The sequence below is a fragment of the Deltaproteobacteria bacterium genome (assembly GCA_016874775.1).
In the GTDB taxonomy this organism is placed as follows: Bacteria; Desulfobacterota; Binatia; order Bin18; family Bin18; genus VGTJ01.
Map to the genome: position 1 here is coordinate 1 of VGTJ01000066.1, position 20,284 is coordinate 20,284.

The following is a 20,284-nucleotide window of genomic DNA, read 5'->3' on the forward strand; positions in this document are numbered from 1 at the left end:
AAGCATGCTCCTAAGATCATCGCGTGTTCCCTTCTCTCTCCCTGAACTTGAGTTTCTCCCCACGACACGCGCCTATCTCAGCAGAACCCGCGAAATCATGAAAGATTCAGACCTTTACAGGGATGGGCGCATAACCTTACCATCCGTGGAGTTGGTGGGCGAGCGCATCTGGACTCGCAAGGAGTTCATGATCAGTTCGGCAAAGGGATCTGGGTCATTCAAGGGAACAACACGACAGTAGAGAACATCGAGTTCTCCGGTGCTCAGGTGCCAGATGGGAACGGAGCTGGTATTCGTTTAGAAGGCATTTCGCTGACATTGCGCAATTGTTTCTTCCACGACAACCAGATGGGCTTGTTGACCATTAACGAAAGTGAGCCCCGCTCTAGTGATGTCCTGATCGAATATTCGGAATTTGCCCGGAATGGGTATGGAGACGCGGAGACCCATAATCTCTACATTGGGCGTCTTCGGAGCTTTACGTTACGCTACAGTTTCACCCACGATGCCAATAATGGCCAGCTGATCAAGTCGCGCGCGGCGACCAATTACATTTTCTACAATCGTATTGTCGATCAACCCGGTGGAACCTCAAATTATGAGCTGGATTTTTCCAATGGCGGAGTCACCTACGTGGTTGGCAACATCATTTATCAAAGTGTGAATTCTGAAAATTTTACGATGCTGACGCACGCCCCCGAAGGCGCAACGAATCCGAAGCAAGAACTCTACGTGATCAATAACACGTTTGTGAATGCACGCCCGCAATTTGGAAACTTCATTCGCGTCGTGCAACCGGTGAGCGTCCTGAAGATTATGAACAATTTGTTTGTCGGAGCTGGTTCGGTATTGTTCGAAGCTGGATCTGACAAACCCATTCCACCTAACAATTTACAGACGAATAGCCCGGGATTTCTCGATTACACCAACCAGAACTATCGATTAGTGGCTGGATCACCGGCGATTGACAAGAGCGTCGATCCAGGGCCGGCAAACGGTGTGAATCTCCTGCCTGCGTTTCAGTATCTCGATCATCTCGACAAACAAAGCCGTCCCGTCGTGGGTAGTGCCCTCGATTATGGGGCATGCGAATTCGGCATTAATCCACCGTCGGGGACCGCCGCCATCACTCCACCACAGAGCCTGAACGGGACAAGCTCCACTGCCGCCATTAACCTTTCCTGGGGACCAGCGAGTAGTGTTGCGAATGTCATCAGCGGATACAAGATCTTTCGTAATGGGTCGCTGCTGACGACCGTCACTGGCTTGACGTTCTCAGATGGTTCTGTCTCACCTACAGTGACCTACACCTATTATGTCAAGGCCTTTGATAGCGCCAATAACGAATCTGTGTCTTCGAATGCCGTGACCGTGACAACGCCACGTCAGGTGAGCACGACGATTCCCTCAACCGCTGGCTGGTCGCAACTGAGCAACACCAAGCTCCGCTCCGTTTGTGCCGCCAACGTTCCAGGTAACGCGGGATGTGCTGGTATCGTCGACGCCTCAAGTAGCGCAGCTTTCGATACCAAACGGAACCGGCTTGTTGTCTGGGGCGGAGGGCAAGACTCATATTTTGGCAACGAACTCTATGCCTTAAATCTTGACTCACTTTCTGTGTCACGGCTTACTGATCCGGCAACGCCCTACGAGAAGTCAGTAGAGGCGCTGGCTGGCGGGACGCAACCCAATAGTCGGCGGACGTACGACGGACTGGCGTACATGGAGAATGTCGATCGACTCTTCGCCTTTGGTGGTGGTGGAGCTTTTTCTACGGCGAGTAGTGGGAACGGTAGTCTCGAAACCTGGACTTTTGATTTCTCAACCAATCGTTGGCAATGGATGCGCCCATCGGGACCCAATCCGAAAGCGTTTATCTCAATGAGTGCGTATGATCCGAATACAGGTAAAGTGCTTGTCCACGACGGCCTCTGTCTGTATGCCTACGATTTCGCCTCCAACAGTTATCAGAGCCTTCCGGCTGGTGGAACCTGTCAGCGCTTGTTTCCGGCTGGCTATTGGATGACCGGTGTCCTTGATCCGGTACGGAAAAAGTTTTTCTTGTTTGGCGGAGGAGATCAGTGGGTATACGATGTCGGTCCTAACGGCTCTTTTGCGCCGCAACCGTTCAAGACGACTGGAGGAGAGGCGCTGGTCAATTCTCGCAATCCGGGGCTTGCCCATGACCCTGCTACTGGACGGATTGTTGGCTGGAATGGTGGTGATACGGTTTACGTTCTGAATGTCGATGCAAAATCATGGGCCGCCGTCCCCTATCCGGGTGGACCAGGCAGTGCTTCGCCCACCGGTACGCTCAAACGCTGGAACTATTCGTCGAAACTCGGTGTCTTTGTCGTGCTCAATGGTGTAGACCGCGACGCGTTTGTTCTCCGACTCAGTTCCAATCCTGCGCCGGCAGCTCCTGTCGGGCTGATTGTGCAGTAGGTACGATCTGCAAAACTCGCAGTCTTAGGCTTACCCGTGACGATCCTTCATAGGGGCGCAGCATACTGCGCTCCTATTTTTTATCCCTTCCTCACAGCTGGTATCACTTCCTTCGCAAAGCGTTGCAACAATGCGCGATCGAAAGGCGAAGTGAGTGAAGTAAGAAAATGCCCGACTCCTGCATCGGCGAGTGTTTTGATACGGTCCACAACTTCTTGGCTTGAGCCGGAAAGCTGCGGCGGACGTAACGAGAGTGACTTCTCTACGGTTGCCGGATCCCGCTTCACCTTCAGACAGAGCTGGTCAAAACTTTCACACATGCGTTTCGCAGTCTGAGGATTTTCGTCACCGGGGAAAAAGTGCCAGATGTCAGCATGTCGTGCGGCGAGAGGTTGAATGCGCTTTGGCCCAACCCCACCAATGAGCAACGGGAGATGTTTCTGCACTGGTTTGGGCTCGTTCGGTGCATCTTTTAACTGATAAAATTTGCCGTCGAACGTGCTCTTTGGCTGCGATAGGAGAAGTTTAATGACCGTTACTGCCTCTTTGAGTCGCTTGGCTCTCTCACTCGGAGTGTAGAACGGAATTCCGTAAGCAGTGTGCTCAGTTTCGAACCATGCCGCGCCAATTCCGAGAATGGCGCGTCCGTTGCTGACATGATCCACAGTCGTCGCCATCTTCGCGACGAGTGCTGGATTACGATAAGTATTGCCGGTTACTAACAAGCCTACTTTCACGCGTTTCGTTTGCGCGGCCAAAGCCGAGAGCAGCGTCCACCCTTCGAAGCATGGACCATTGGCATCCGAGAGAATCGGAATGAAATGATCGAAAAGAAAAGCGCTATCAAATCCTAACTCATCCACCTCTTTTCAGGTTTTGAGGATTTCGGCGTACGTTGTGTGTTGCGGAACAACCTGGACGCCGAAGTGTAACGTGCCAGATGCCGCCGTTGCGGCATGGACAACTTGTGGAGTAGCAACGCGGTCGACCGCCGTCGCCGCAACGGTAGCTGCACTCAGGCTTCTGAGAAACTGTCTACGAGACCATACCTCGGTCTTCATCTTTTCCTCCTTTTCCTTTCGGGAGATTGTCAAGATACGCAGACAGGGAGTAGAGAAACAAGGTGGTGTATGGTTTCAATTGTTGGCCGAGGTTTCAGTAGGTGGAATATGTCGCTTGTCAATCATCTCATTACGTTGCTTGGGCCTGACCGTGTTTCTGCACGCCCTGCAGACCTCGAAAACGCTTCGCACGATGAGTCGTCATGCTCGCCGTCGATGCCGCAAGCTGTCGCATGGCCACTCACGACTGAAGAAGTTGTTCGTGTTGTTCGTTGTGCTTACGAACAGAACATTCCACTTACAGCTCGTGGTGCTGGTTCAAGTCTCGAAGGCAATCCGATTCCTGTGCGTGGCGGCATTGTACTTGACCTCTCGCAAATGAATACGATCGTCGCGGTTCATGCTGAAGATCTGCAAGTCACTGTGCAGCCGGGCATTGTCTACAATCAACTCAATGAACAACTCAAATCATACGGATTGTTCTTCCCTCCCTCCCCTGGTGGCAGTTCAGATGTGGCAACTATCGGTGGTATGGTCGCGAATAACGCCAGTGGTATCTACTCCGTAAAATACGGAGGAACCCGTGATCATGTGAAAGCTGCAACGGTGGTGACCGGCACTGGCGAGGTGCTTCAACTTGGTACGCGGAGTCGCAAAACGTCGTCAGGGTATCATCTGCTCGGACTGCTGGTGGGTTCGGAAGGCACGTTAGGAATTGCGACAACATTAACCTTGTCGCTGGTTGGGCTGCCACAAGAACGCAGACAGGGAGCGTTCACATTTCCAACTGAGAAAATGGCGGTGATGGCAATCGCCGAGATGATGCGGTATGGGATCGACCTTGCCGCGGTTGAGTTTCTTGATCACCGTGCCATTGCGGCCCTTAATCGATTTCAACATTTTGGTTTGGAGGAGCAGCCAACACTGTTCATTGAAGTGCATGGCTCACAGACATCAGCAGATGAAGTGTTTCAGGCTGCTCGTGCGGTGTGCGAGGAACATCACGGTGTCGTTCTTTCACTTCCCGATGGGCGGAACCCGTGGGAGATTCGTCACTTCACAACTCGTGCAATTCAATCACTGAATCCCAAAGCGAAAACGCTGCGAACCGATATGGGATTTCCCGTCTCGCGCTTACCAGAGATTGTCGAGCAGAGTTACGCTATTGCTGCGCGGCATGGTGTGGTGCTCCATACCTTTGGCCATGCAGGGATCGGTATTCTTCACGCTCTGATCCGAGAAGAGTCAGAAGACGTTACCCGCTGGGCCGCCGCGAGTCTCGCCAAAGATGAAATTGTTGCGTTCGTTTTGTCGGTTGGTGGCACAGCTTCTGGTGAACATGGTATTGGCCTTGGCAGTCGCAAGTACACCCAGAAAGAGCACGGAGCCGCGCTTGAAGTCATGAAGGGTATTAAGCAGCTTTTCGATCCAAAGGGAATTCTCAATCCGGGCAAGATCTGGTGAAAAAAGTTAAGGAAAATTGACGATCAAAGTCGGTCATGCAGCTTATCGTACAGCTCGCCGCGGAAATCCCCCCGCGCTGTGCGCGGCCCACCAGTCACAACGTAAGAGAGCATGCTTGTTGTTTCAGGCACTGCGCACCGTGGCGAGGTTCCTTCTCCCTGAGGGAAAGGGAATTTCTCGCTGCGAAGTGCTGAAGTTGTGACCAGTGTGCACGGCCCCCTTTGCAAAGGGGAGCTAGGGAGGATTTTATCAGCCGAGGATTACCGCCTCTGCCTGTCAAAACTCATCAGCGGGCGCGTCATACTACAAACCGCTTGACGTTGCGAACAGTCTACTCACTGCCTGTTTTCCCAGCCACGGCAACACCGTGCCGACAAACGCCAAGACAAGGAGCAAGACGCCAAGTTCAGCCTGCAGTCGTAACGGTGAGAGTAACCATACCGCAGCTACTGCCGTAAGGATTGCGGTTATCATCAGTGCGTGAAACACCGTGTGCTCCCCTTCTGCCATCAACCAAAGTGGAAATGTGGCAGGCAGGAGCATGCCAAAGCCGGAGACAATGATAGGCAGCGAATACATGTTCAGATCGATTCCTCCCCACCATAAGAGGAGGAGGAGCGCTGCTTGTACGAGGAAGACAGTAATGAGCGTCTCAAGGACGGCGCGCAATGATCGGGTTGCCACCAGTGCACCCCCCGCGGCTAGTAAGAGGAATGCACCAAAGAAACGCCAATAATGCTGCGCGACCGCTGCATGGACCGCGGCCAAGATGCCGAGAATGCCTCCGCCGATATGAAATTGCACATTTTGATTATCTTGTGTGCGTATGAACGCGTGGGCACGGTCAAAAATACGTGTGATAGCATTCGGAGAATACTGTCGATAAAAAAACGATACTGCCGTTGCACGAAAGTCTTGTGAGAAGAGGCGGGCAACTTCACTGGGTGTTGCCGCCGAGGAAATGATACGAAAGACGACTTGACCTGCGGATTCGAGGTCGTCGGGAATGACCTCCCATTTAGGAATATCCTCATGAAACATACGAGTGACCGATTTCACCAGATTCGTGATGGCAACACTTCCGCCAAAATCCCGATCCTCGGCCATATGCTGCTGAAACGCTTCGATAGTTTGTAATGCGTGCGGGTTGCGGAACGCGGCCGTGTCGTTGGCTTGGGCGACAACGATGAGCTGGTTCACGCCGACGAATTTTTCATTCACCAAGGCAAAGGCCTGATTGTACGGGTGCGTCCCATAGAAGAGTGTTGACCCCATCACCTCACGCCCAGCTTTCAACTGCATCGCCGCAACGATGCCACACCCTGCAAGAAGCACCATTCCTAGTGGGAACAAAGAGGAAGAAGCCGTGGCCTGCTGCAATCGCTGTGTGAGCCGAGTGACCAGTCGTTCCATGCGCAGCGGGTGAAGGACAACCGCGGGGCGAAAGTGAAACAATGAAGACCACACTGGTATTAACAGCCATAACGCAAACAGCAAGCCGAGACTCCATCCGGTACCCAGAATAGCAAGTGAACGAATGGCAGGAACATCTGACACCCCGAGGCTGAGAAACGCGAGACTATCGATGATGAGCGCAAGTGTCAGGGGACGATAGACGCGGGTTGCCGTTTGCTCTAGAGCGGCAATATGGCTTTCTTGATTGGCAAAAGGAGTCCCGACGGTTCGATAGACGTGTGTCAGTTGGGTATACCAACTGATGACGAGACTCAGGCTGCGGACACCTAAAGGAAAGAACACGAACAGCATGAGCGGTTCGAGTACGAGGCCACACAGCCCAAGCCCGCCGAGACTGATGGTCACCGCAACGACATTTACCAACAGTGCCAGAAAAAATGTATGAAAAGAGCCCAGACTTTGGCCACAGAGGAAGACGGCAAGCACGCCGCTGACGAAAAGCAGGAGGAGGATACGTGAAGCTGAGGTTCTGAGCCACGCGGCTAAAACCAGATTCCCAGTAAAGTGGATGTCCGCATTGGCGTCACGTTCACGCGTAGTGATCGTCAGGAGCCGTTCAAAAATGGCATGCGGGTCGACACGATCGTCCCAGAACCCAGCGCGAATTAATGCGGTCTTGTCATCGGCGGAGACATAGACGCCACGAATACCGACGTTTGTGTACACCGCATTTTTGATCCGAGAGAGCGCCTCTGGGGTCTGTGGTTGGTCAGGCGCGTTGACGACCGGTAAGATTTCAATGTTCTCACTGCTGACGCGGATATCTTTGAGACGAGGGTGGGTGAGTGATAACACTTCGTTTGGGTTCACACCACGGGTTTCGATGAGATCGACCGTGAGACGATGAATCTTCCCGAGAGCGTCATTGCTGTAAATGGACCCTTCTTTGACAGTGACGGTGATGACGACCGCGTTTGCCATCTTGAGCATCTCGGCAAACTCGCGATACAGTTGGACGTGGGGATGCTGGCTGGGGTAATAGTCTGTCATTTTCGCTGACAGCGAAACTCTCTGCGCATACCACATGCCAATGCCACAGAGGAGAAGCAGTCCACAAGCGAATAACAAACGGTGAGAAGCTGCAAACTGGACCCAGCGACTACCCCATGTTGGAACCTGCATGCTCCCTCCTTATTGATATAACTGCGCACTATAGCATCGCCTGTTTCTAGGGGCCAATGGCGAGAAAGTGAAGGATGCTGCCGCAACACCGTAAGGATTGTTGTTGACAACCATTCGCCTCCTAGTCTAAGACATGGGCACGTTTTTCCTATAGAACGGCTACCGTAGGAATAAGGAGGGAGACTGATCATGATGGGCAGCAAATTCTTCTCCTCGCGCCACTGGCTAGGCGTCCTCATTGGCATCATGGGGATCGGTGCAGGGTACAGAGGTGAAGCCGTCGCACAAGACCAAGTCCGCATCCGCGATCATTTTTACGCCGCACAGCTTTTTTCTGCCGATGAAGGGTGGGCTGTCGGCAGTTTCGGCGCGATCTACCATACGAAAGATCGTGGGAAAACCTGGGAAAAACAAGAGAGTAAAGTATTTGACCCTATTTATGGGGTGCGGTTTGTCAGTGCCACCGAAGGATGGGTGTCCGGCAAATCGGGACTCATTCTCCATACTACCGATGGGGGAAAAACCTGGGATCGGCAAGTGAGTGGGACGACCTCGCATCTGTTCAATCTGGCCTTCCTTGATAATCAACGAGGCATCGCGGCTGGAGACTTTGGCACGATCATCTATACCACCGATGGGGGGAAAACTTGGAATGATCCGTTCAAAGACAAGCCTGAACAGAAGGAAGACGTTTTTCTCTACGCTGTAGTGATGCACGACTCGGGGAAAGCGTGGATTGCTGGCGAACGAGGAACGCTCTTACTCAGCGAGGACGGCGGAGCGACATGGACGAAACAAACCACCGGCACCGAAGCGTCTCTCCTTGGATTAAGTTTTAGGGATGGCGCGTTTGGTTGTGCCGTCGGTATGGACGGGACCATCCTCCAGAGTGAAGATGCGGGGAAGACCTGGAAAGCGTACGAGAGCCCGGTGCAGACGGCGCTCTATAACGTCGCGCTTGATGGGGATACGGGACTTGCCGTGGGTGATGAAGGTGTGATTCTCACATCAAGTGATGCAGGCAAGAATTGGAGTCTGCTCGATTCGCCAGAAGAATTGTCCCTGTACTGGCTGATGGGGCTGTCCGTTGGCCCTGGAGCGCGTGGCTTGATCACTGGATCAAACGGGCTCCTGCTCTTCTCTGAGGGGACAAAGGTCGACTTTGACGCACGTTTTAAGCGGCAATAATGCTTCTGCGGTGTTTCTCTGGTGTCGTTACACAGAGTGGGCATGAAAAAAATCGTTTTTCCTCATTCTTTGGCGGTTCGATTGCCTGAGGAGTGAGGTACAAAATTTAAGGAGGGATCACTCATGCTACCTCGCAGTTGGATGGCAGCCTACATCAACTTCCTGATTAAATTCCGTATCCCAGTTTTAATCGTTGTTACCGCCGTGACGTTGTTTCTCGGATGGCACCTCAGGAACATGCAGGTCTACACCAACTTCTTTGACCTTTACCCTCCTGGACATCCGTACATTCAGCTCTATCAGCAATATCGTAAGATGTTCGGCACCGCCAACGTTTTGATGATCATGGTCGAACGGAAAGGTGACGACATCTTTAACGTTGAGACGATCAACAAGATCAATAAAGCGACCATCCAGGTTATGGAGACGCCAGGAGTGAACCCGTATCAGGTCCGCTCGCTGACGCATCCAAAGATGAAAAACATTCGCATCACTGGCGCGATGATTACTGCCTATCCCATCATGTATCCGGCGCCACCAAAAACGCCGGATGATGTGAGACCCATCAAGAAAGCGGTGTATACCAACGAAGGGGTGCACGGTTTTTTTGTTTCGCGGGATAACTCCGCAGCGCTGATCTCAGCTGGGTTCTGGGAAGAAGGCGTCGATTTCCGTAACCTCTATACGCGCCTCAATGCACTCAAAACCGACATCGAGTCAGATGGCAACCATAACGTCCACATCGCTGGTTTTCCCATGCTGTATTCATGGATCTTCAGCTACAAGGACGCCATTCTCTGGGTTATTAGCGTAACAGTAGCAATCATCCTGATCATGTTGTGGTTCTACTTCCGCACTTTTACGGGAGTGTGGGTGCCGCTCTTTTCCGGACTACTGAGTTCTATTCTTGCACTCGGATTGGCTGGGTACTTTGGTTTCAACCTCGACCCGCTCGTCTTAGTGGTGTTAGTGCTGATTACGGCACGCGCGCTCTCCCACTCAGTGCAATCGATGGAACGGTACCACGAGGAATATCACCGCCTCGAGCGTGAGCAGGGCGACAAAGCCAACAAGATGGATGCGATCATGTCGTCCTATCTGAGTTTGTTTAGCCCCGCGATCGTCTCGATTGCTGCCGATGGCTTTGCGACGCTGACCCTCGCGCTTGCTCATATTCCATTGATCCAAAAACTGGCCTATGTCTCTGCATTTTGGATTTTTACTATCACTATCAGTGTTGTCACTTTACATCCAATCATTCTCTATTACATTCCCCCTCCGCCGCACGATCCCAAAGCTGGCACTCGCTTCTCCGATAAACTCTACAATACGGTCAACCGCATGATGGTGCGTATCAGCCAGGGAAATGCCCGGTATTACGTCCTCGGTAGCTTCACCGTCGCCCTGGTCGTTGGCATGATCTTCGCCCATGATCTCAAAATTGGTGATGTCTCGATCGGGAAAGCGTTGATGTATAACGATCATGAGTACAACGTCGCGTACGACAAGATTAACGAAAAATTCGTTGGCGCTTCTCAGCTGGTAATTTTGGCGGAAGGAAAAGAAGCGGGGGTGATTAAGGACCCGAACGTGTTGCAAACGCTGGAGAAATTTCAGCGCTTCATGGAACAGCAAAACCTCGTCGGTGGGAGTATTACGATTACGACAATGGCCCGTCGCCTTTACCAGATGTTCCAGGAAGGTATTCCCAAATGGGGTATCATCCCTGATAACCCGCGCGATGTGGGGAACATCTTTTATCAGTTCCTTAACACCGTCGGCTCGGATGATCTCGATCTCTTTCTCGACAAGAATTCACAGAATGCGACCATTACGGTCTTCTATAAGGATTACAACCACGAAACGGTGGTTGGTTCGATTCACAAAGCGCGGCAGTTCATTGATGAGAATCCGACGGAAAACCTGCAATTCCGCCTCGCTGGTGGATTACTTGGGATTCTGGCCGCGGTGAATGAGGAAGTGGAGTGGTCGTATAAGTGGAATTTGATTTTGGTGATGGTGACGGTCTTTGTTCTCAGCATGTTGACCTATGCCTCGGTCGTCGGGGCACTGATCGTCATGATCCCTTCGATTGTCGCACAGCCACTATCTGAAGCGTTCATGTATTGGATGGGCATCGATGCCAACATCAACTCATTGCCGGTTGCTGCTGTTGGTATCGGCATTGGTATTGACTACGGGTATTACGTCCTTTCTCGTATCGTCGAAGAATTTCAACGCTGTGGGGATCATGAAAAAGCGATCGAAGAAGCGCTAATGACCACTGGCCGGGCGATTATGTTCACGGGCACGACGCTGACGGTGAGCGTTATTTTCTGGGTCTTCTTTCCGATGAAATTTCAGTCGGAAATGGCGATCCTCCTGACGCTGTTGTTGTTCTTCCATGTCGTTGGAGCCTTAGCTTTCATTCCCGGCATGGTGTCGTTATTGAAACCGCGCTTCCCGCTGCCGAATAAAATTATGGCGATTCTCCTGCTGGCGATTTTTATTCCTGCTGGCGCGCTGTACTACTTCGATTATGCAAATTTAGGAACGCTAGGAATTTTGGCGGTGATTGTGGCTATTGGTGAGCACTGGTACGCTACCCGCCACAATATTGGTATGGAGTTGCGGATTTGATCCGCAGAACACAGAAACGTCCGAGAACCTCATAAAGGAGTTCATGTACTATGCTTCCTCGTTGGGCTATGGAGGCCTATCTCAGGTTTCTTCTCAAATTTCGCTGGCCGGTCTTAGCAGTACTCACGGTCATGACGATCTTCCTCGCTTATTACGCGCTCCACATGCGCGTGTACACGAATTTCTTTGACCTGTATCCGCCTGGACATCCCTACATCCAGCTCTATCAGCAGTATCGTCGTATGTTTGGTACGGCCAATGTGTTGGTCATGGCGATCGAGACCAAAGAGGGAGACATTTTTAACGTCGATACGATCAATAAGATCAACAAAGCGACGTTGTTCGTGCTTGAAACGGCCGGTGTGAACCCGTACCAGTTACGCTCTCTCACCCATCCCAAATTGAAGAATATTCGTATCACGGGTGCGATGATCACCGCCTATCCCATCATGTACCCTGGTCCGCCCAAAACTATGGATGACGTCAAGCGGATCAAGAATGCGGTATACACCAACGAAGGTGTACACGGCTTCTATGTCTCGCGTGATAACACCGCTGCTCTTGTGTCTGCTGGGTTTTGGGAGGAAGGCGTCGACTTCAACAACTTGAATACCCGCATGACGCAACTGCGTCAGGAACTCGAAGCCGACGGAAAGCACAAAGTCTATGTCTCTGGCTTTCCCATGCTCTACTCGTGGGTGTTTAGTTACAAGAACTATATCTTTGGCGTTATTGGCATTACGACGCTGATTATTCTTGCCATGCTGTGGTTTTATTTCCGCACCTTCACCGGGGTGTGGGTGCCATTGTTCTCCGGACTCCTCAGTGCTGTGTGGGCGTTGGGTTTTGCTGGATACTTTGGCTTCAACCTCGACCCGCTTGTCTTAGTGGTGCTGGTGTTGATTACGGCACGTGCGCTTTCACATTCCGTGCAGTCGATGGAACGCTACCATGAAGAGTATCATCGCTTGCAAGATAGGCAGGAAGCGATTTTGTCGTCGTATATTAGCTTGTTCAGCCCGGCCCTAGTGTCGATTGCCTCGGACGGACTGGCTATTCTCACGTTGGCGGTGGCCCATATCCCGCTGATTCAGAAGCTGGCCTTTGTTTCGAGTTTCTGGGTGGCGACGATTTCCATCAGCGTGGTGACGTTGCATCCGATCATCCTCTCCATCATTCCGCCACCACTGCATGATCCGAAAGCCGGCACGCGATTTTCGGACAAGCTCTACAACGGTATCAACCGGGCGCTGATCAACATCAGTCAGGGCGGTGCGCGAACGATGATCATCGTTAGCTTTACCGTCGCGATGATTGTCAGCATGGTTTACGCGCGGCACCTCAAAATCGGTGATGTCTCGATTGGGAAAGCCTTGCTGTATGATCATCACGATTACAATGTTTCGTATGACAAAGTTAATGAGAAATTTGTTGGTGCCTCTCAGCTCGTGATTCTTGCTGAAGGGAAAGAGCATGGAGTGATAAAAGACCCTCAAGTGCTACAGACCCTGGAGAAATTCCAACGTCACATGGAGCAGCACCAGCTCGTTGGTGGTAGTATCACCGTGACGACCATGGCCCGCCGCCTCTATCAGATGTTTCAGGAAGGAATTCCTAAGTGGGCGATTATTCCCGACAACCCACGCGACGTAGGGAATATCTTTTACCAATTCCTCAACACGATTGGAGCGGACGACCTCGATACGTTTCTTGATAAGAATTCACAGAACGCGACCATCACCATTTACTATAAGGACTATAACCATGAGACGGTGGTCGGGTCGATTAACAGTGCGCGCCAATTTATCGATCAGAACCCCGTCGAGAATGTGGAGTTTCGCCTGGCGGGTGGCTTGCTAGGAATTCTCGCCGCAGTGAATGAAGAGGTTGAATGGTCGTACAAGTGGAACCTCATTCTGGTCATGGTGACGGTGTTCGTGCTCAGTGTGTTGACGTATGCGTCGGTGGTTGGTGCACTGATTGTGATGATTCCCTCGATTGTCGCGCAGCCACTATCGGAATCGATCATGTTCTGGATGGGGATCGACGCCAATATTAACTCACTGCCAGTGGCGGCAGTCGGGATTGGGATTGGGATCGACTACGGCTACTATGTGTTGTCGCGTATCGTCGAGGAGTTTCAGCGGTTTGGCGATCACGACCGCGCCATTGAAGAAGCGCTGATGACCACTGGGCGGGCGATCATGTTCACTGGCACGACACTGACGGTGAGCGTTATTTTCTGGATCTTTTTCCCCATGAAATTCCAGTCAGAAATGGCGGTGTTGCTGACGCTCTTGTTGTTCTTCCATGTTGTTGGCGCATTGGCATTCATTCCGGGGACGGTTTCGCTCTTGAAACCGCGCTTTCCATTGCCGAATCGGGTGATGATGTGGGTGTTGTTGGCTACTTTTGGCCCAGCATTAATTGGCTACTTCTTCTTCGTCGAATATGTCAACTTGCTGACCCTAGCAGTGCTGGCAATGACCGTGGCAGTGTGCGAGCACTTGTGGGCGACACGCCATAACGTTGGCATGGAAATGCGAGCGTAATGTCATCAGGGCCGCTGTTAGCGGCCCTTTTTTTGGCAAAAGGAAGAAAATTTTTTGACGAAAATATAAAAAAATTTGACAAAAACATAGGAACCGCTATATGTGGGCCGGTATTGGGGGCTTTTCTTGTCGGTATGTGGGGCAAAGACAAACTGAATAAGGGCATACAAAAGATCTTCTTTAAGGAGGGTTCGTCATGAGGGGTCAGCGACAACATCTTCGTTGGTGGCTGTCTGTCATGCTGGCAGTCTGGTTTCTACCAGGTAGCATGGCGTGGGGGTATTTCTTTGATGATCGCCGCGAAATGAGCTTGTCAGGGTTTGCCTACTCGCGCGCGACGTTTGCACTTGATGATGGTATGGCGGCAGGCCGGCACCTCTATCAAGAAGGTAACATGGTCCAACACCGCAACTTCTTGACCTTAGAATGGCGCCATAATATCAATCGCCTCTCGCGCGGAATGCCTACCGTGGGACCGTTGTTCGAGTTCTTAAACTTCGATGCCTTTGACCTCTACGCCAATATGCGCACTGAGTATGATGGCGTGTGGGACTACGGCCCCAATGCCATGAAGCGGATGATGAAGGGGACGCGGCTCAAAGCTCCATATTTCGATGATCGCAAAACGGCAACCCCGTATGACGGACTGTATTTTACCCCCTTCCCGCGATCGCCGTGGCCCGCGGGGCGGCGCGCGGCTGATGACCCTGCCGATGTGATTTCGCTGTCGAACCGGCGCTGGCTGCGCGAATTTCGTGGCCCTAACATCCGGCTGTTTGAATGGTATTTCAACATTACCAAAGGGCCTCTCTTCATTCGTATTGGACGGCAGAATCTGTCATGGGGTGAATCAGACGGTTTCCGGTTGCTTGACCAAATCAATCCACTCGACAACAGCTTCGCGGGATTTCTTACCGGTTTGGATGAACGCCGCATTCCGCTCAACATGCTCCGTGCGCAGTGGAGTTTTGGTGGGATAGGGCCAGTCGATGACGTGACATTGGAAGGCTTCTTCTCGATCGATAACGAGGTTGCCCAGCCAGGATTGCCGACGAGTTCGACCAACTTTTGGGGCTCAATTCAGAATGGAAACGCCGGCATTATGGCAGGCCGTACTCCGTGTGGCGGCGACTTCATGGCCCGGCGTGGGCTACAAGCCTGGAACGAAGATCGTTTGCTGCCCTATGCTGGGAGTGGCGCAGGACCGCGCAATGGTGGAAATTGTTCTCTCCGCGCCTCGTGGCCACGTTCGCGCCTAGAGGATGGACGTGGTGGCCTCCGCCTTACCGGTACGCTTCACGACTTCACCTTCTCTCTTGCCCATTACTACACCTATCAAGATGCAACCCAAGTACGTGCCGTGGTCATCTCGCCAACGCGTGATCATTATCGGTGGGACCTCGGGTTAGCAACCGACTCGCAAGGGCGGCCTTGGCCAAAAGGCAATCCGTGGGGACCGGACGACCCAGTCGCTGCGCGAGTGATTTCCTCAGGGTTAAATACCACCGGGCGTGGTGGAAGTGGTACGGTCGCAGGAGGAGAGCGCAACATTCGTTCAACTGTGGAATATGAGCGTATTCAGGTATCAGGCGCATCGTTGTCGTTCCCAGTCAATGCGCTGACCGGTATGTTTGTCGGATCAGATAACCCATTGTATTACCTTTACACGACGTTCCGTGGTGAAGTGGCGTACTTCAGAGATGTTCCCACCAACCTGGCGTATTCGCATGGTGACGGAGCCACTGCTATCGACCGCTTCCTTGGTGGGGCCCTAAATAGTAATGGTGGAGCCTTCCGACCGGGTAATGCGCTAGCAGACCAGGTAACAAAGCGAAGAGTCGCCTATGCCAAACGTGATTGGTTCCTGTTCGTCATGGGGTTAGACCATAACCAATGGATTACCTGGCTCAACCCTGGGAACTCATTCGCGTTCTCGGCACAGATTTTCTACACCCGACGCAATTCGCAGAAGACCAATCATAATGATATTAATAAACCGTTTGGCGTTTTCAACGACCGCGACGAAGTGGCGGGACGAAAGCGCTTCTTTCAGAAGCCGATAACGAATGCGGCGCTGGCAGCCCGCTGCGCTCCTGGCACTGGAAGCCGCGCAGGCTGTTCGTTGTATAAGGCGCCAAGTCGAGATTGGTTGACGACATTCTCGGTAAGCTCACCGTATCTGGGTGGGAACTTACGCCCGAGCTTCGTGTTTTTCTACAACTGGCATGGGAACTGGCTGCTCCAGCCTGGGGTAGATTGGAAGTTCTGGGATCCATTTGCCATAAGCATCCGCTACAACCTGCTTGATGGTCGTGGTAACGGTGGCCTTGGCGTGCTTAACCGTAAAGACAACATCTGGGTCGAGTTCCAGTACCAGTTGTACTAACGGAGAAGAGTAGTCAGCAGGGGGCAATGCCCCCCCCCTGATTTCCGTAGGGGCGTAGCATGGGCTACGCCCCTACTTTTTTTTCTGGGCTATAATTGGAATAATCATCCAACCCTGTGACTTGTGAATAATACACATGATCGAAGTTGAGAACGTCACAAAGCGTTTCGGTCCGATTCTCGCGGTCGACAACATTTCCTTTTCGGTGCCACGAGGAGAAGTCGTTGGCTTTCTTGGTCCCAATGGGGCGGGAAAGAGTACGACCATGCGTATCTTAGCGGGATTCTTTCCGCCAACCTCTGGCCGTGCCAGTGTTGGCGGGAACGACGTGGTGACGCACTCGTTAGAGGTGAAACAATTGGTGGGATATTTTCCTGAACGCGTTTCGGTATACCCGGACTTTCCAGTGCGCAGCTTTCTCGATTTTGTTGCCGAGGCGAAAGATGTGCCGCGTTCCGAGCGCAAACGTGAAGTCACGAGAGTAATCAATGCCTGCGGGCTTGATAAAGTCAGCAACCGTATCATTGGTCATTTATCGAAAGGGTACCGTCAGCGAGTTGGCATCGCCCAGGCCTTGATTCATAAACCACAGGTATTGATTCTTGATGAGCCCACCATTGGTCTTGACCCGGAACAGGTGGTTGAGATCCGCAAATTGATTCGCGATCTGGGGTCTGATCGGACAGTGATTCTCTCTACGCATATTCTCTCTGAAGTCAGCACTGTTTGTGATAAGGTCATCATTATCAACGGGGGGCGTATTCTTGCTTCGGAGTCCCTTGCGGAATTACGCACCCAATTGCAGCGAACCCGGCGAGTCCGCGTCGAAGTAGAGGGGCCTGTCGCTGCTGTTGATGAAACCCTGCAGCGTATTCCCGGCGTGGAAAAAGTACGCAGCGTCGAGACTGGAGCGCAGGGGGAGGGGACGCAAAAGACGAGTGCGTTTATCGTGGAATACACCGGGGACGATATTCGCAAAGTGGTGAGTCGAATAATTCTGGAACGGGGCTGGGGATTGTTAGAGGTGCGCTCTGTTGAGCCGACGCTTGAAGATATGTACTTGCAACTCGTCCGTGAAGCGGAAAAAAGCATTAACGACGTGTCCAGCGTCTAGCGTCCAGTGTCAAAAAGGGAAGCGCTACTGAATGCTGAATGCTGACTACTGATTACTTGATTTATGAAATTCCTCTGCGTTTTCAAAAAAGAACTGCGACTCTACTTTGGTTCGTTTATCGCCTATGCGCTGGCAACAGCGTTTCTCGTGCTTACCGGCTACTTCTTTTACACCGACTTAATCTTCTACGACCTGTTCGGTGATTTCATGGATATCACCTCATCGCTTTGGTACTACTTTTTCCAGCAAGATATGCGCTTTGTCATCATGTTGATTTTGCCGTTATTGACCATGCGCCTGTTTGCAGAGGAGAAGAAACTCGGAACCATTGAACTGCTGTGGACCTATCCACTCAAAGGTCCGCACATCATTCTGGGAAAATTTCTCGCCTGTTTCGTTGTGTTCGTTGCTATGGTTGCCTGTACGTTGGTCTACCCCCTGCTGCTCTCCACTATTCATCAGTTTGATTGGGGACCGCCGCTCGCTGGGTATTTGGGGACAATTCTTCTTGGTGCGGCATTTATCGCCTGCGGTACGTTCATTTCATCTCTGACCGAGAACCAGGCGGTGTCAGGGATGGCCACCTATGGCGTCCTGGTCATGTTTTGGTTTCTCACCTGGAACGAAGAGGCCATTGGGCAGCAGGTGATTAGTGCGGTCAGTTCCTTTTCGCTCTTCGATCGCTTTCAAGACTTTGCCAAGGGTGTGATCAATACCAAGGATATTCTCTTTTTCCTCGCCATCACGCTGTTGTTTCTCTATCTTACGTTACAGTCATTGGAGTCGCGAAAATGGCGCGGGACCCGATAACTCCCCCTGCAACAGAAACGGACGCGCCGCGCCATATTCTTGCGCGGGAGTCGACTCGACGATGGGTGTTGCTCGGACTCGAAGTATTATTTCTGTTGGTGATCATTGTCTCACTCGATGTGCTCTGGAGTCGTGCGAATCATCGTTATGATCTGTCTCCTGGACAAAAATACAGTCTCTCGGAAGTGACCGGACAGACCTTTCGTGCCCTGAATCAACCCGTGCAAGCGACAGTCTTTTATCGTCGTGGCGATCGGGAGAAGCATGACGAATTGTTACGCCTTCTTGCTGAGCAAAGCCCGAACTTTACCTATCAACTGTTTGATCTTGACCGTGCCCCAGGGATTGCGCAACGCTACGGTGTAACTGCGTATGGGACTGCTGTGTTGGAAACGGCAACCAATCGCGTCTCTACCCCAGTGACCGATGAAGAGCGCCTCCTCAATGCCACACTGCGAGTGACACAAGGGGAACGGACGATCTATTTTCTTGTCGGTCATGGAGAGAATGACGCCGCCGACTCAGAAGAGCGGAATGGGTATGGTATTGTCCGCCGCGTGTTAGAAACTGAGAATTATCGGGTGCGTCCACTTCCCTTGCGACAACTTGGTGCCGTCCCACAAGGCGCACACCTCGTCATTGCGAGTGGGCCAAAGGAAGATCTCTCGCCTGATGAACTCAATGCCTTATCTGCCTATTTTGCTGCCGGCGGGAATGGTCTGTTCTTACTTGATCCCTACACTGTACCGGAGCTGTCTCAGTACTTAGCCCAGTTTGGCTTTGTGTTGGCTGATGATGTGATCGTCGATACTCAGGGACAGGTTGCTGGCGGAGATCCTTTTACGCCGACAATAGGGAATTTCTCGCGTGAGGTATTTCCACGCGATCCACGTGGAGAACCCGTCCTTCCCGTCGTGCGTTCAGTGGGGGTGCAAGACGGCAAGGCGCAAGCGTTTGCCTTTTCTGGAGAAGCGAGTTGGGCGATTCGGAACCGCACACGAGCTGAGCAAGGGGAGATCACCTTCAAGGAAGGAGAAGACCAGCGTGGTCCGCTTCCGGTTGCCGCGGTTGCCGCGACTGGAAAAGAGAAGCAGGGGAAAATTGTCGTGCTCGGTGACTCAGGCTTTGTTGATAACTTTTATGCACGGGTGCCCGGCAACGTCGACTTTTTTATGAACACTGTTGGCTGGATGCTTGGGCGACAGGAACTCGTAGCTCTCGGACGCATGGCGCAGGTTTCTGAAGCGAAACGCAATACCACCCCAGCGCAAGCGCTATATCTGACCTCTTCACAATCTCGTCGCTTCTTCTGGATTATGGTTGTGCTTGAACCGCTCGTTGTTTTTGCTATCGGGTTGGTCATCTTTCTACGACGGAGACAAAACGGATGAACCTGGTCGGAGAAAACCGCCGCGTTTTTATCCTCGGTTTGCTTGCCTGTGTGTTAGGCGGGTATACCTACGTGACCATGCCGCTCAAGAACACCGTGATGACCAAGACGGAAGCTACGAGTGACCGCCCTATTTTTGCCTTTCATGCTGAGAAGATCGCGCAGTTTGACGTCACCTACAATGGGAAGCAAGTGAATGGCAAACGCACGTCGGAAGGGTGGAAGTCCTCGGATGGAACGCTGCTGCCGTCGTCAGTCATCGATGATTTTCTGGTCAATCTCACGAAACTCGTCAATCTTGGTGAAGTCGAACGCGGGGAAAACGACCAACTCTCCAACTACGGCCTTGAGCCGCCGGTGTCACAAATCGTTCTTGATGTCGAGAATACCGGGCCACAGCGTCTCCTGATCGGTAAGCATAATCCTGTGAACACGAGCCTGTACGCGCTAATCAATCAATCTTCACAAGTAGTTATGGTCGGTTCGATAGTCTCTTGGGAAATGCGTAAGCTCGTCGATGCGATTCAAAGTGCGGCGAGTGCGGGGTAACGCAGTCGCCGCTCGCAACTTTGCGTTGTCAGTTGCCTCCAACCGCTTGCCTGCTCAATTCTTGTGCCGGAGAGCGGTTTTCGCTAG

12 protein-coding genes are annotated in these 20,284 nt (G+C 52.1%); 10 read left to right on the top strand and 2 right to left on the bottom strand.

What is annotated here, in order from left to right; all coding sequences use genetic code 11:
* Positions 1 to 267: 267 nt before the first annotated feature.
* A complete protein-coding gene (locus FJ147_12795; GenBank protein MBM4256762.1) occupies positions 268 to 2,445 on the top strand; it encodes a hypothetical protein in 2,178 nt (725 codons plus the stop codon).
* Between the two features lie 80 nt (positions 2,446 to 2,525).
* On the opposite strand, the gene FJ147_12800 is transcribed toward FJ147_12795, so the two are convergent.
* Complete coding sequence (locus tag FJ147_12800; GenBank protein ID MBM4256763.1) at positions 2,526 to 3,308, bottom strand: TIGR03560 family F420-dependent LLM class oxidoreductase; 783 nt, start codon at positions 3,306 to 3,308, stop codon at positions 2,526 to 2,528.
* A 93-nt stretch (positions 3,309 to 3,401) separates the two neighbouring features.
* On the opposite strand from FJ147_12800, the gene FJ147_12805 reads away from it, so the two are divergent.
* A complete protein-coding gene (locus FJ147_12805; GenBank protein MBM4256764.1) occupies positions 3,402 to 4,970 on the top strand; it encodes an FAD-binding oxidoreductase in 1,569 nt (522 codons plus the stop codon).
* A gap of 303 nt (positions 4,971 to 5,273) precedes the next feature.
* Here FJ147_12805 and FJ147_12810 read toward each other — a convergent pair whose 3' ends face one another.
* Entirely contained in the window at positions 5,274 to 7,568 is a 2,295-nt protein-coding gene (locus FJ147_12810) for a hypothetical protein (GenBank protein ID MBM4256765.1), read from the bottom strand.
* 189 nt (positions 7,569 to 7,757) lie between these two features.
* Between FJ147_12810 and FJ147_12815 the strand changes: the two genes are divergently transcribed.
* From FJ147_12815 to FJ147_12850, 8 genes are all read left to right on the top strand, one after another.
* Positions 7,758 to 8,756: a hypothetical protein gene (locus FJ147_12815; GenBank protein MBM4256766.1), complete on the top strand. Its 999-nt coding sequence runs from the start codon at positions 7,758 to 7,760 to the stop codon at positions 8,754 to 8,756.
* A 123-nt stretch (positions 8,757 to 8,879) separates the two neighbouring features.
* Positions 8,880 to 11,396 carry a hypothetical protein gene (locus tag FJ147_12820; GenBank protein ID MBM4256767.1) on the top strand — a complete coding sequence of 839 codons (2,517 nt, stop codon included), beginning with the start codon at positions 8,880 to 8,882 and terminating at the stop codon, positions 11,394 to 11,396.
* A 50-nt stretch (positions 11,397 to 11,446) separates the two neighbouring features.
* Positions 11,447 to 13,948 (top strand): hypothetical protein, encoded by a 2,502-nt coding sequence (locus FJ147_12825; protein MBM4256768.1) that lies wholly within the window; start codon positions 11,447 to 11,449, stop codon positions 13,946 to 13,948.
* 196 nt (positions 13,949 to 14,144) lie between these two features.
* On the top strand, positions 14,145 to 16,334 hold the full coding sequence (locus FJ147_12830) for a DUF1302 domain-containing protein (GenBank protein ID MBM4256769.1): 2,190 nt from the start codon (positions 14,145 to 14,147) through the stop codon (positions 16,332 to 16,334).
* 136 nt (positions 16,335 to 16,470) lie between these two features.
* Positions 16,471 to 17,448: an ATP-binding cassette domain-containing protein gene (locus FJ147_12835; GenBank protein MBM4256770.1), complete on the top strand. Its 978-nt coding sequence runs from the start codon at positions 16,471 to 16,473 to the stop codon at positions 17,446 to 17,448.
* A gap of 63 nt (positions 17,449 to 17,511) precedes the next feature.
* Positions 17,512 to 18,258, top strand: coding sequence for an ABC transporter permease (locus FJ147_12840; GenBank protein ID MBM4256771.1), 747 nt, complete (start codon positions 17,512 to 17,514; stop codon positions 18,256 to 18,258).
* Positions 18,240 to 19,649, top strand: a complete 1,410-nt coding sequence (locus FJ147_12845) for a hypothetical protein (protein ID MBM4256772.1) — start codon at positions 18,240 to 18,242, stop codon at positions 19,647 to 19,649. Before FJ147_12840 ends, FJ147_12845 begins: the two co-directional genes overlap by 19 nt.
* Positions 19,646 to 20,197 carry a DUF4340 domain-containing protein gene (locus FJ147_12850; protein ID MBM4256773.1) on the top strand — a complete coding sequence of 184 codons (552 nt, stop codon included), beginning with the start codon at positions 19,646 to 19,648 and terminating at the stop codon, positions 20,195 to 20,197. The genes FJ147_12845 and FJ147_12850 overlap by 4 nt, the downstream gene beginning before the upstream one ends.
* The last annotated feature ends 87 nt before the right edge of the window (positions 20,198 to 20,284 follow it).

Bases quoted from the DNA above. Each gene is read 5' to 3' on its own strand.
- FJ147_12805 (MBM4256764.1), top strand. From the start codon at position 3,402: ATGGACAACTTGTGGAGTAGCAACGCGGTCGACCGCCGTCGCCGCAAC.
- FJ147_12810 (MBM4256765.1), bottom strand. From the start codon at position 7,568: ATGCAGGTTCCAACATGGGGTAGTCGCTGGGTCCAGTTTGCAGCTTCT.
- FJ147_12815 (MBM4256766.1), top strand. From the start codon at position 7,758: ATGATGGGCAGCAAATTCTTCTCCTCGCGCCACTGGCTAGGCGTCCTC.
- FJ147_12820 (MBM4256767.1), top strand. From the start codon at position 8,880: ATGCTACCTCGCAGTTGGATGGCAGCCTACATCAACTTCCTGATTAAA.
- FJ147_12825 (MBM4256768.1), top strand. From the start codon at position 11,447: ATGCTTCCTCGTTGGGCTATGGAGGCCTATCTCAGGTTTCTTCTCAAA.
- FJ147_12830 (MBM4256769.1), top strand. From the start codon at position 14,145: ATGAGGGGTCAGCGACAACATCTTCGTTGGTGGCTGTCTGTCATGCTG.
- FJ147_12835 (MBM4256770.1), top strand. From the start codon at position 16,471: ATGATCGAAGTTGAGAACGTCACAAAGCGTTTCGGTCCGATTCTCGCG.
- FJ147_12840 (MBM4256771.1), top strand. From the start codon at position 17,512: ATGAAATTCCTCTGCGTTTTCAAAAAAGAACTGCGACTCTACTTTGGT.
- FJ147_12845 (MBM4256772.1), top strand. From the start codon at position 18,240: ATGGCGCGGGACCCGATAACTCCCCCTGCAACAGAAACGGACGCGCCG.
- FJ147_12850 (MBM4256773.1), top strand. From the start codon at position 19,646: ATGAACCTGGTCGGAGAAAACCGCCGCGTTTTTATCCTCGGTTTGCTT.